The sequence below is a fragment of the Bacteroidota bacterium genome, from assembly GCA_016722565.1.
In the GTDB taxonomy this organism is placed as follows: domain Bacteria; phylum Bacteroidota; class Bacteroidia; order 2-12-FULL-35-15; family 2-12-FULL-35-15; genus 2-12-FULL-35-15.
In genome coordinates, this window is record JADKIU010000003.1 from 197,089 (window position 1) to 210,050 (window position 12,962).

13 protein-coding genes are annotated in these 12,962 nt (G+C 36.0%); 4 read left to right on the forward strand and 9 right to left on the reverse strand.

All coding sequences use genetic code 11. The features are described from left to right. Nucleotides 1-134: 134 nt before the first annotated feature. From IPP64_12010 to IPP64_12035, 6 genes are all read right to left on the reverse strand, one after another. Complete coding sequence (locus IPP64_12010; GenBank protein MBL0330112.1) at nt 135-1,061, reverse strand: NAD(+)/NADH kinase; 927 nt, start codon at nt 1,059-1,061, stop codon at nt 135-137. Nucleotides 1,062-1,064: 3 nt separating this feature from the next. Next, the gene (locus IPP64_12015) at nt 1,065-2,081 is read right to left on the reverse strand and encodes a membrane protease subunit, stomatin/prohibitin (GenBank protein ID MBL0330113.1); all 1,017 of its coding nucleotides are present in this window, start codon (nt 2,079-2,081) and stop codon (nt 1,065-1,067) included. 55 nt (nt 2,082-2,136) lie between these two features. After that, a complete protein-coding gene (locus IPP64_12020) occupies nt 2,137-2,850 on the reverse strand; it encodes a HesA/MoeB/ThiF family protein (protein ID MBL0330114.1) in 714 nt (237 codons plus the stop codon). Then, a complete protein-coding gene (locus IPP64_12025) occupies nt 2,847-5,414 on the reverse strand; it encodes a DUF4132 domain-containing protein (protein MBL0330115.1) in 2,568 nt (855 codons plus the stop codon). Before IPP64_12025 ends, IPP64_12020 begins: the two co-directional genes overlap by 4 nt. Nucleotide 5,415: 1 nt before the next feature. After that, nucleotides 5,416-5,805 carry a hypothetical protein gene (locus tag IPP64_12030; protein ID MBL0330116.1) on the reverse strand — a complete coding sequence of 130 codons (390 nt, stop codon included), beginning with the start codon at nt 5,803-5,805 and terminating at the stop codon, nt 5,416-5,418. A 68-nt stretch (nt 5,806-5,873) separates the two neighbouring features. Then, the gene (locus IPP64_12035) at nt 5,874-6,242 is read right to left on the reverse strand and encodes an FKBP-type peptidyl-prolyl cis-trans isomerase (GenBank protein ID MBL0330117.1); all 369 of its coding nucleotides are present in this window, start codon (nt 6,240-6,242) and stop codon (nt 5,874-5,876) included. A gap of 368 nt (nt 6,243-6,610) precedes the next feature. On the opposite strand from IPP64_12035, the gene IPP64_12040 reads away from it, so the two are divergent. From IPP64_12040 to IPP64_12050, 3 genes are read left to right on the forward strand one after another with little or no spacing between them, the layout of a single operon-like run. Further along, entirely contained in the window at nt 6,611-7,126 is a 516-nt protein-coding gene (locus IPP64_12040; GenBank protein ID MBL0330118.1) for a hypothetical protein, read from the forward strand. 9 nt (nt 7,127-7,135) lie between these two features. Next, a complete protein-coding gene (locus tag IPP64_12045) occupies nt 7,136-8,590 on the forward strand; it encodes a hypothetical protein (GenBank protein ID MBL0330119.1) in 1,455 nt (484 codons plus the stop codon). An 8-nt stretch (nt 8,591-8,598) separates the two neighbouring features. After that, nucleotides 8,599-8,748 (forward strand): hypothetical protein, encoded by a 150-nt coding sequence (locus IPP64_12050; protein ID MBL0330120.1) that lies wholly within the window; start codon nt 8,599-8,601, stop codon nt 8,746-8,748. Here the strand turns inward: IPP64_12050 and IPP64_12055 are convergent. Together IPP64_12055 and IPP64_12060 are read right to left on the reverse strand one after the other, a co-directional pair. Next, a complete protein-coding gene (locus IPP64_12055; GenBank protein MBL0330121.1) occupies nt 8,745-9,824 on the reverse strand; it encodes a DUF4476 domain-containing protein in 1,080 nt (359 codons plus the stop codon). The genes IPP64_12050 and IPP64_12055 overlap by 4 nt on opposite strands. 71 nt (nt 9,825-9,895) lie before the next feature. Further along, nucleotides 9,896-11,431, reverse strand: a complete 1,536-nt coding sequence (locus tag IPP64_12060) for a phospholipase D family protein (GenBank protein ID MBL0330122.1) — start codon at nt 11,429-11,431, stop codon at nt 9,896-9,898. A 114-nt stretch (nt 11,432-11,545) separates the two neighbouring features. Between IPP64_12060 and IPP64_12065 the strand changes: the two genes are divergently transcribed. Continuing rightward, nucleotides 11,546-12,313, forward strand: a complete 768-nt coding sequence (locus IPP64_12065; GenBank protein ID MBL0330123.1) for a ceramidase domain-containing protein — start codon at nt 11,546-11,548, stop codon at nt 12,311-12,313. 68 nt (nt 12,314-12,381) lie between these two features. On the opposite strand, the gene IPP64_12070 is transcribed toward IPP64_12065, so the two are convergent. Beyond that, complete coding sequence (locus tag IPP64_12070) at nt 12,382-12,810, reverse strand: hypothetical protein (protein ID MBL0330124.1); 429 nt, start codon at nt 12,808-12,810, stop codon at nt 12,382-12,384. Between the last annotated feature and the right edge of the window lie 152 nt (nt 12,811-12,962).

The window sequence follows — 12,962 nt, forward strand, 5'->3', positions numbered from 1 at the left end:
TGCGTTGCAAATGTATATCAAAGATGATTGCATGTCAAGTAAAAAATGATTTATTTTTTTTATTTATAAATTATAAATTAAAAAAACACCTCAAAATATCAATATTAACAGCACTTACAGAGAGTCAGATTTTTTTAGCTTTTCAAAACAAGTTTTGCTTTTTCTTTTGCTGTTCCGATTACTGCAATTGCTCCAGAATTGAAATTCAGAAAATCACTTTCGATCCCATCAGAAAAGATTACTCCATTGTTTGGCATATACGACTCCAAAATCAAGCTAGACTGATGATTTAGCAACCCTGTTACAATACCTGTTTGTGTTTTTTTACTTTGAAAAGGCTCTCTTACAACAAACATTAGCTGCTCATCATTCAGTTGCTTGCTCTGAATATCTTTTTTTTCTTTGTGCATAAACCCATTTACTCCTCTTGTCATGTTAAACACAGAGCTTAACCAACCCGATGAACCGGCCTTTGTAGAAACAATAATACCAGAAGAAGAATGTTCTTCCGATTTATTAGCATAAGAAATTTTGTACCTAGCAGAAACATGTGATGAAGCTCCAATAAAAAGATCATTAAATGCTAATAACCGTTGTCCATCATTCAACTGCGCTTCAGCAAAAGAAGCAGTTTTGGAATCATAATCATTTTTTATCACGGCCTCAACTCCTGAAATAAAATTTTCAGAAGTAAACGGCAACAAAAAACCATCATATCTATCTGTGTCAGGATTGATTGCTACAATTGGAATTCCATTCACATATTTAGCAGTGTTTGCAACCAATCCATCCTGACCAATTACTATCACCAGCTGTTTTTCGTTGAAAAGAAAAGATGGCAAAAAGGTTCGTTCAACAATCTTATTTTTTATCACAGCGGAAAGCTGTTTCTGAACAGCGGAAAGGGAGTTATGAAATTGAACATGCTCAACCTCATACTCTTTCCAATTGCCCCCCGAACGCTCAATGTAAAATTGAGCTTGAGCCTTTGTATTAAAGCGCTCAACCAGGACTTCCAATCGTGTTTTATTTTTTACGATAATTGCATAGTCAATACTCATCTCTTACTTTCCTTTTTTATCTCCAACCAATGATTCTAACAATTCAGGGCTGATGTTTAAAGTTCCAATCTTACTTGCATTTTCAGCAAGCTGACGAAAAGCAAGTGAGATGTTAAATTTAGGATCTGGATTATTATTTAAGGCGGTTAATATTTTCCAATCCATTTCTTTATATGGTTTTAAAGTTGTTTCAAGAACATACCCTTGTGTTTCTGCCTCCAGTTTATCATTTGCCGCTTTTTGTCCTATCAAGAGCTTACGTTGGTTCTCAACGGAAATATCTGCTTCCACTTGCATTTCTCTTAACTTTCTTTCATTTTCAGCACCTTGAATTCTTGTTTCCATTTGCTTTTCAGCAATTTGTTTTTGTTTCTCTTCAATCGCGATTTCGGTATTTAATTCACTTTCTTTAATTTTTCGCTCCTGCTCTACGGCAAAGTTTCTGCGTTCATAAATTGCTTGATCAGCTTCTTGCTGTAATTTCTCTCTCGTTTCTGTTTCCAAAGCTCTGGCCATTTCAGGAGTAGCTGTAATAGCTAGAATATTTGCTCCTAATATCTCAATTCCTAAAAGTACAATAGCCGGAGATGATTTAAGTCCGTCCAGAATTTGAGCTTCAATTGATTTAGCCGAACGAATGGCATCCTTTAACTTAATTCCATGGATATAAGAAGATGTGGATGTTTGTGCTACATTAATAATACGCTGATTCAATTTCTCAAGGTCATTCTTTTTATAAACGCCATTGCTATTTACAGTAAAGTCCAAAACGTCAGCAAGGGCTTTGGGGTTACTTATTTTATAACTGATTTGCCCTTGAATGGAAACAGTTTGATAATCGTTGGTCGTTTCATTAAAAATAAATGGCAAATCATTACTTCCCATTGCAATTGCGACAATAGAGCTATTGGGCTCAAAATAAAAGAACGATAGCCCGCGGCCTTCTCTTACCACTTGTCCATTTTTAAAATGGATAACAAAGGTCATCGAGTCAAATTTGATGTGTTTAATTCCGAACATATTTTTAGTTATTTAGTTAATTATTAATTTTATAGATCCATAATGGTGAGGAGTATTACATATGATTTAATTTAAACTTTCTTAGTTTCAGATCAAGTAAATTAAAAACAAGCAATTCACCTTCACAAACATCTTCCCTGTTTAATATTATCTTAATTGCTTCATTTACTTGTAAACTTGCTGCAAAACCACATGTACTTCCAACTACACCTTGAACATCGCAAGCATCTATCGTTTTAAAAATACTTTTATCGGAATAAACATCCTTATATCTTACCTTTTTCTTATAATTAAAAACAGAGAGTTGGCCTTCAAATCCACCAACTGCCGCATATATCCATGGCTTTCCAGTGGAAAAACAATTTGAATCGATCACATACCTTGTTTCATAATTATCACAGCAATCTATCACAAAATCAAAATCTTCTAAAATTGTCAGAGCATTTTCATCGGAGAATCGAACATTATAAGTCACAATTTCTAATTGAGAATTCTGCTCCTTCATTTTTTCTTTTACTAAATCTACTTTGAATTTTCCGATGTCAGTTTCTTTGTAGATGATTTGACGATTTAAATTTTTTACATTAACAACATCAAAATCAACAACCCCAATCTTACCTATACCCAAAGCGGACAAGTACATCAAAACAGGGCAACCCAAACCTCCAGCACCAATAACAAGCACATTGGAATTTTCAATTGCATTTTGTCCGTTTACACCTATTTCAGGTAAATTAATTTGTGTCTGGTACCTATTATCGAAACTCATTTTCGGTTAATCTGGCTTGTAATAGTAGAATCTGTTATTTTATCATCCTCTGAAAGTAAAAGTGCTTTACTTATAATAACAGACAGACCACTGTCTCCTTCAAAAGGTATAAATAAATTTTCGGTATTTGGCTTGGAGCGATCAGGAACGATGCATAGATATTGATCGTTAGGTTCCATCAATATATTTGTACTACCAATATGTATTTTGTAAGTTCTTAATTTACCTTTTACAACAAGGAATTTATCCTGAATAGTCGAAATGGAAGCAATCTTTAATTTAGGCAACAACTTCTGAAGTATTTCTTTTCTTGTTTTCGCCACTTCAGAAAGATCACCAAAAGAGTACGACTGCCAATAATCACGATAAGCTGGAATCCCTCCACTATCTTGCCATGTTGGATCATTTCCTACACTAGCCACACCAACAAAAAGATCAACATCCCTCATGACCTCTGAAAATACAACCGCAGGAATATTGGTTAATTCAATTGGATCTTGATTGTTTAGTGCTGTGTATCTAACCTGATCAGTAGCTATGTAATTCCAAATACCTGTATCATTAAAGGCATCATCAGCATTAATTTCATTAACCCAAAATTCAGCTTTAAGATTATATTCAGGTAATTCTATTGTTGCAGCCTGATTAAACATTCCATTATCATATGCTCCAAGCAATGTATACTTCCACCCACGAATATTTGCCAATGAATTAAACTGATGCTGCTTCAATACATGAGCAGCCATCCGATTGCTATAAACCCTTGTATTTATTTCTGCGTCAGTTAAAATATATACTTCACGAAAGGCCTGTTTAACAGGTTGAGAAAGTTGATTCTTTTCTAGAAATTCTCTCCATGATCTTATTTCTTCAATATTGCTTTTTACTGGATGCCATAATTCTGCTGTAGCATTTTCAGTTTCAAATTTCACTTCTTCTCCTTTACAATTCTTCCATTTATCATCCAGCCAAATACAATTAACTTGCTTCTCAGCTGACGATATCGTCCATATTTGTTTTTTAGCAATAAAAGAGATTAGTCCATGTGAAAAATAGAATTGATCGAACTGAGCCCAAGACAATTTTCTTTCAAGTTTTAACATTCTGTCAATTCTATCTCTCTGAGCAGTCAGATTTATTTCAATCTGCTTAATCGTAGATTTGACCTTTTTTAGTTTTGCTGCTAGTTTTTCTTTTACTAAGGCAGGCACTGATTTTTGTGGACTACCATCGGGCTTAAACCAATTCAAAGTAGTCTTTCCTATACCAGTGATTTTAAGTTTAGCTGAATATCCTTCCAGATCAAAAGACATAGCCCCATTGGTTAAACCAAAATCATCAGCCGCCATATCCTCTATTTCAGCAAGACTTACGCCCATTTTTTTCGCGGCAGAAACAAGATACTGATCAATCGTCTTCCTTGCGCTGCTTTGTTTTATTCTTAGTTTTAACCTCGATAGGTGGCCAATTCCATCGAGTCCTCTTGATTCAGCCAACACATACATGCAGGCATTACCAATGGCAGCTGCTGCAGGTCCTTTTCCGGGAATTTTTCTGTAAGCGCGCTCAGCTAGTGCTGAAATCGTGAACAACGTTGCTTTGTCGTAGAAGTTCGTATACAACCATACAAAACCTTTTAAGGTATCGAGATTAGTGGAATTTAGAAATTGATAATAAGTATGTGTATTGGTTCTTCCCTGCCACTCGGATACATGTTGCTTTTCAGTTTCTTTATATTTAATTATAAACTCCAACCAGCTGTTAACCGTTCTTTTAAATTTTTCAGGACCAAGGGTTTTGTAAAGAGCTGTTCCCTGAACAATATATTTTCCGGAAGGTTTTGACCCTGATGCCTTCCTACACATGGAAACAAGCTTATACCAGATGATTCTGGTCTCCATGGAATATTCATCAATAGTTTTGTTGGCAAAAATCCCAAACTCGTCTTCAGTTTGAAAATAGGAAGGCTTTACTTCTTCTGATGTATTATCTTCTTTGAAAATAATCGCATCAATCTTTTCCTGAAGTTTGAGCTTATCTTTTTCATCGTAGAAGTAATCGAGTACAGAAATAGCTTTTTTTATAGTCGATAATGATGTGCGCAAATCCGGAGAGAGTCCTCGCTGCTTGATCTGTTTTTCTATCTGATTAACCAACAAGCCAACCGGCCATACAAGCCGAGTCACTCCATGCGTGAAGGTTCTGCCTGTTGTGAAGATAGTACACAATTCTGCAATATGCTTGTCTGTTAGTTCAAGACGGGTTTTTAAAACGTGTTTAATGAGTGTTTCTCCCACCCTGTCCTTCATGTATTCGATGTCATTTGTCGAATAGGTTTTCCTGCCCTTGTGATAGTTATCACATCTCTTAATAGTTTCACTGATGAACTCCACCTTTTCCTGATCACTCAGAATAAAAATTTTTTCATTGTATGTTTTAAGCTGTGACGGTTTTACCGACCACCAATTTGTCCCAGCTTCTTTTGCAGCTTCAGTGACCAGACGCTCATATTTCGATGCGAGGTCTTCGCTTGACTTACCTTTAAAAAAATCCAACAAGCCCATATTATCCTCCTACTAATGGCGTTAGCTTTACAAAACTGATTGTCGTATCCTTTGTCAAAAGCACTTCCTCATCCAAGGTTCCAACCTGCTTATCATCAATAAGAATAAAAAAAGAATTCTTCAAATAAGCATCACAGGCCACATAAAACTGTTTTTCAGGATCTATATTTCTTTTCTTTTTAAGCTTATAGCCATTCAGTGTCACTTCAGCTTCTTCAGGCTGTACTAATCCATTAAAATATTCCGGAAGTTTTGAATTATACTTTTCTACTTCAAAAAAAACTCTAGCCTTAAGTATATCTTCCACTTTTGTTATCTCTGACTCTAATGACAGAATAATCTCACCGATGATTTTACCTCCAAGGGTTTCATCCATTATTTTTAAATCGATTTTACTCATTTCTTAACAATTTTTTTTATTTTAACGACCTCAATATAATAACAAAAATTTTTTTCTCCTTATAAACCTTCCTCTCCATATGCAAGATGAGAAGGAATAAAAAAATATCCTTTTCCATTCTCATTTAACATAGAAAAAGCCTCCTGAAATCCTTTTACGTAGTAATTTTTACCAACAATTGTTTCTTGTACTCCTATCTTTTTATCATAAGTAGTGAACAACATTTGTTTTGCCTTTTCAGAGTACCAGGTAAAATGGATGCTAACACTATCACCATCTACCATTCGAATTCCATTTCCAACATCAACAATATAAAATTTGAGTCCAGCTGGATTAGTTTTCCATTCGCCCTCTTTCCATTCTTGGGCAATTAACCCAAAAGGAAAAACGACCAAGAGAAAAACAATAAATTTAAAAGTTAGTTTCATCCTTTCTCAAATATAAGGAATTTAAAGACCAGAATAAAATGATTGCGATTTTGTTAAAAAGCCGTCCAAAGTTTTTTCTTGAAATTGAAGGATGATTATGGCATATTATCTCCTGCAATTGGCAGCAGAACACTACCAATAAAAACTGATTAGACCATTCACTGATGAGCGTTCAGATTATTTTCAATTTTAATTGTTCGCATTTCAATAAACCAGTTAATAGGATTCGATTTTATGCTTATATCCGGATTTATAATGCAGATATAAACTGAATTTAAAAACAAAATAAAACCTTCGAATTGTTTTTTTTGGTATATTCGATAGATCAACATTCAACAGATTTTTACGATTAACTAAAACTATAACCTATGAAAACAAAATCTCTTTTTCTCGCTTTAATTGCAGTGATTGCAATCAACACACTTGTTGCACAAACACTCCCTTTTACGTTTATTAAGGCATGTACCACGTTCGACAGAGCGGCTTTTACGGAAGACATGACTAAGAAGAAATTTTATGTGGTGGAGGAATCTTCTAAAAAATCGACCAATCCCATGATGGATGGCGCTACGTTTTATTGCAACGAAAAAGAACGCGAATTGGGAAATGCTGAAATTGATGTTGTATCGAGTGTGAAAGGAGACAAAAAAATAACAGAGATCACGTTCATTAAAGGAAACAAACACGATTATGCTAAAAACTTTGGGGAGATCTACAATCAAATGAATTCGATGTTCAATAAAACAGCTCCTATTCAAAGTAAACGCTACAAAACCGAAGTAACCACCTTTACTAAAAATGGTATCTTTTATTATACCTTTAAAGTAAACGAACTACCGGTGATTGTGATTTCGAGCTATAAAATAGATACTGAATTTTTTTAGTCTTAATTGATGAAGCTATCTTTACGGTTACTTCCGTTACTTCTTTTCTTTTCGGTTTCCATCGATGCCAACAACAATTCTATTGACTCTGTTAGAAGGATTGCACTGAATATACATGAGGTAGATACGGTGCGTGCAGATGCCATTCGGCTATTGGCGGTTTATTCCAGAAACGCACCGTATGACACAATCATGCCTTTATTGGAGGAAGCCATTGTTATTGCCGAAAAACACAAACGCAACAAGCTTTTTTTACAATTAGTCTTCGAAAAGGTAAGCACGTATATTGCAGCCCAGAAGCAAATTGAAGGATTGAACTATTGTGAGCAACTCATTAGCAGAGCTGAAACCGAAAAAAATATCGAACTCAAAGGGATGGCACATACCTGCCGAGGCGACTTATTCCGCTCCTACGGATTATACGACAAAGCCGAACGTGAATATGAAAAGGCTGTTGAGTTTTATAAACTCACTACCAATACCAAACAATATGCTAAATCGGTTTTTGTGTTGGGGTACATTGAATTTGGAAATGAAAAACTGGAAAAGGCGCTCAAAAATTTTAGAGTAGCATATTATTCTAGCTTAAAAAACAGTCCGGATGACATGCGTGGCTTATATGAAAACTCCGGGTGGATTGGTAATGCCTACCGTGATTTAAAACAATTCGAAAGCGCGATTTATTATAGAAGACTTGCACAATCGTATGCCAGAAAAGGATATTTAAAAAGTGGTAACATCTTTGACTATGCGGAATCTGAACGCTACCTGGGTGCTGTTTACTTAAAAATGGAAAACTACGATAGTGCACTTGTAAACTTCAAAAAAGCTTACAAACATTTTGAAATCGCAAAATCCCGCAGTCGGAAAATGTTGGTGCAACATTATATCGCTACTGTTTTAGATAAACAACAGAACTATTCGGAAGCGGCTAAAGAACTCAACCTCTTAATTGCAGAAACAAAAGAAACAGACGATTATCAAATCTTATTAAAGATTCATAAACTGGGGGCCAGTGTGTATGAAAAAAACAATGAATTGCGAAAAGCCTACCAATGTGCAATGGACTTAAACCGCTTTACAGATAGCGCCAGTCAAACCGGACAGCAAGCAGAACTTGCCGAACTTGATAATGAAATTCGTTTTGAAAATGAACAAAAAATATTTGAGCTCAAACAAAAGGAAATTGCTTACAAGGCAGAAGAAGAGCTAAACAAACAGGCCATGATTCGCAATGTTTTCATTGTAGGATTTTTAATCCTGGGAGTTTTCTTAATTGTGGTGTTTCGAAATTATAAAGAAAAGAAAAAAGTGAACCAACTTTTGGAAGCTCAAAAAAACATCATCGAAGAAAAACAAAAAGAAATTCTGGATTCTATCCACTATGCCAAGCGAATTCAGCAAGCACTGATCACCAGTGAAAACTATATTGAAAAGCACCTCAAACGACTGATGAAGAAATAAGGCTGTAGATGGATGATGGACAATGGATGATGGAAGATGGAAGATGGAATCCCAATAGCTATCAGGAGGAAGATTTCACATTATACATTTGCCATTATACATTTGCCATTTTACATCCTACATTTGCCATTTTACCTTATACCTCCTTTAGGTATTAGTGACTGCTGATATAATTTCTCAAATTATCTTTATTGCTACTAAATGTGACTTCATCCACTAGTTTATAATAGTTTGGTCGGTCGGTACATTTTGCATACGAGTTTTTGATTACGATCATTTTCTCGTCATCAAACGGAAATTGCTTGGAGATGGCTCTCACTTGCTCCACATTAAAACATCTGTCTTTCGACACCGTATTAAACAACTTCATTTTATCATCTGTAAAACGTTGTTCTTCAAAATCTTTGATTAATGCTTTAAAAGCAGCATCTGAAACCAAGCAAGGCGGTGGTGGCGGAGTTAAATAGTTTTTTGCAAAGGCAATCCATTCATTTTTTACAGCCTCTGTTGCAAACACTACTTTTCCGGATTCATAATGTTCTTGGTCGTAGGTTTTTGCAAACGTATTCATCATGATTTTTGAACGCATACTTTCTTGTTGAAGCAAGGAAGCCAATTTCATCATCATGGTGAAACTCAAACAGTTTTGGTCTGATACATTTTGAATCGCTAAATATTTTGATTCTTCTGTAGGCTGACTATTGACATTCATAGCTGAAGTTTTAAAAAGCTCATCAGAAATTACGGGTCCCGCACAACCTTTTTTACCATTATAATTTGTATGAGGAGGATACACCCAGATAGGGAAAACAACACCTGCTGCCGGAGGCAAAGGAGTTGTGACAACTGGATTTGTAACAACAGGTGTTGTTCCGCCATTTACTCCCAAAATATAATCGTGCAACATAAAAGCGACAGAGAACTTGTTGAATGCATCGTAAACCTGATAATAACCGGCACGATCAAAGGCATGCAAATAAGCCGCTTTGCAATATTCTAAACGAAACATATCATCGGTAAACAACTGGGCCATCGACTTGATGTTTTCACTCATCAAGCAGGAGTTGTTCAACAAACCCATTGCTTTTACCAACTTGGCATCGTTGCTCGGCAGAACAGCAACTTGATTAAAGCCTGTTTGAAAAACGGCTTGTGAAATGGGATTGCTACAATTTTGTCCGATTGAAAATTGAACGGCAAAAATGAAAAGGAGTACTAAGTATATTTTTTTCATAACGTATAGATGTTTCAGGTTGCTAAAATGAGTTTTTTTACTGAGAAAATGAAATATCAAGAACGGTGCCACTACAAAATGCCCTTGGGAATCACTTTCATGGCCCCTGTTTTAAAGTTTTTCTTCAGTCCTGCTTCGTTATCCGGATTAAAATGAACGGTGGTTTCCCAACAGTTTTCAGGTTTCAACTCCTCCTCCATTCCTACCAACACCCCTTTGGATATCGCAGGGGAATAAATAATCGTTACACATTCGGTATTTAAATTTGCCGAGCGCGGATCGAGGTTAAACGTTCCGATAACGGTAATCTCTCCATCAATCACCATCGATTTTGCATGCAAACCAAACACGGGTGTAAAGTCCATTTTCTTTTGCAAGGCACCGGTCATAATTTTTTTACGAATGGCTGCATCGGGTTTGTATTCAAAAATTCGAACTCCTGTTTGGAGCAGTGCAATCCGATCACGCTGATAACCACTAAACGCTTCTAAATTATCGGTGGAGGCCATGCTGTTGGTCATGATCTTTACTTCCACTCCTCTTGCAACTGCTTCTTTAAAAAGATTTTTACCTAAATCGGTTGTAATTAAATATGGCGACTGAATGACAATGGATTTTTTTGCGTTTTTTACCAATTCTATCAAGGCAGAAGTACTATTACCACCACCGGACAAACCTTGTGTTCCATCATTTTTGCCGGGTACATCGCTCACAAACACAACACTGTCTACCCATTGCAATCGTCCGGATTTTTGAATCAATTCAAATGTTTCTGGAATATTTTTAATCTCTTGTCGCACTTGCGGCCAAAAGTTATTCGAATCGCAAGTATATTGATGCAATTGTTCGAAACGTTCATCCGTTTTTAGCTTGTATTTATTTGCATCCACAATTTTGGTAACGTCACGACTAATCGGACTAATCCAAAATTCCTCAAAAGAGTTCACCACCTTTTTGGTTGTTCCTCCAATTAACAATACATCTCTATCGCGAAAGTTATAGTCGTGGTCGTAATCAAAATATTCATCAGCAATATTTCGACCACCGGTTATCACCACTTTTCCATCCACAATAAATGTTTTGTTGTGCATGCGTTGGTTGGTGCCTCTAAAATCAGCGTCCAGATTCCCTAGCTTTTCAAAAATGTTTTTACCGATATTAATGGTAGGATTATAAATTTTGATGGAAATGTTTTCATGCGCATCCAAGGTCAATAATTTTTCTTCATCGGCTTCTACCATAATATCATCAATCAGGATTCTTACTTTCACACCCCGATCTGCTGCACGCACCAAATAATCAACGGCTATCAATCCTACATTATCGGTTGAGAAAATAAAATATTGAACATCAATTGTTTTTTCTGCGTTTTCACAAAGCCAAGCGCGCGCCACCATCGAACCGCCTCCATCTTCTAAAGCGCAAACGCCTGTTTTATTTTTATTATAGGTAATGAGTGAATCCACTACCGACAAGCCAATTCGTTTTTCAAGATGAATGCTGGAGCAAAAATCAACAGTAGGCGAATTCGTTTCTTCTTTCACAGGGGAAGAACAAGAATGGAATAAAACAGTAAGAAGTGATAGAAGTAATAAACGTGTTTTCATGGTATGGATAAAGGTATTAAAATACTGTTAAAATATCGGAACGTCATTCACTTTTTGACAAATGTCAAAATCTCCCTCCTGCACACACTTTAATTTCGAAGAAAAAAAAAGAACATGGAAAATAGTCAATTAAAAAAAATTGGAGGATTGATTTTATTATCAATAGCAGCATGCACCGGATTATTTTTATTACAACCTGTTTGCCAGGATACCTGCTATCACCAGTTTGCAGACAGTAGAAGTTTATCAACCATTTCCAATTATTGGAATGTACTTTCCAACATACCCTTTTTAGGAATTGGTGCAGCAGGTATGATTATAAGTTTACTAAAATCGAAAACAAGAATCCGTGCAAATCTTCGGATGCATTACTTTCTTTTTTTCTTAGGAATATTTTTAACGGGCATCGGCTCCGGTTATTATCATTTTAATCCGAACAACAATACATTGGTTTGGGACCGATTACCTATGACCATTTCGTTTATGTCGTTTTTCGCAATCATCATTGCCGAATACATCACGGTTCAATATTCACGGATACTATTGTTTGCATTGCTCTTTATCGGAGTGGGGTCTGTAATCTATTGGCAGTATACCGAAACAATGGGTTGTGGTGATTTACGAATGTATATGGCGGTTCAATTTTTACCGATGCTTTTGATACCGATTATCCTCGTGATTTTTAAAGCCCCACATTATCCTTCGAAACAGATATGGTTCATGTTGCTGGTGTATGTGCTTGCAAAGGTATGTGAGACCTACGATAAACAACTTTTTAGTTCCCTACAAGTCATCAGCGGTCATACTGTGAAGCATTTTTTAGCCGCCATTGCACCCATTCTCTTTTTACAGGGAATAAAGCAAAAAGAAAATCCCAAATAAAGCAAATGGCTTTATTCGGGACTTCACAAACTAACAAAAAACAGGTAAACTACTATACTAACAAAGCATTAAGCATTATGTTCAAAATGATCCGATTTTTTTTCATCAATCGCTTCCTCCGACCGTGCATCTCGGATATTCTTTTGAACAGCTACGGCTCCAAACATTGCCAAAATGAACGACATTCCATAAAATCCCTTTTCACTCAACAACAAGGAGGCATTCCACAAGCCGATAACCAACAGTAAGATGGCGAGCAACGTTGAGAACCAACTGATTCCATAATAGATTCCGGTAACGGGGATGTTTTCCAGCTGATCACGAACGGCTTTTTGTAACGAAACAGCAGCGAATAATCCGAACATGAGTACCGTGAAGTAATACCCTTTTTCGTTTAATTGCATTTGGGCGTTCCACAATCCGATGTTGTAACCGACTGCTCCGGTAATTAATGCAAGCCATGAGGCTGCAATAAAGGCATTTGATGGTTTTTTCATAGTTATAGGTTTTGATGATGGGACAAAATTAGAGAAGGGATTGGAGGGGATTTTTGATAATTGTCAAAAAGCGAGGATGGAATCATACACATTTTGAGTAGAACGATTAAATATCATTCTTTTCAGACAAAATCCGTTCACTGTAAAATAGC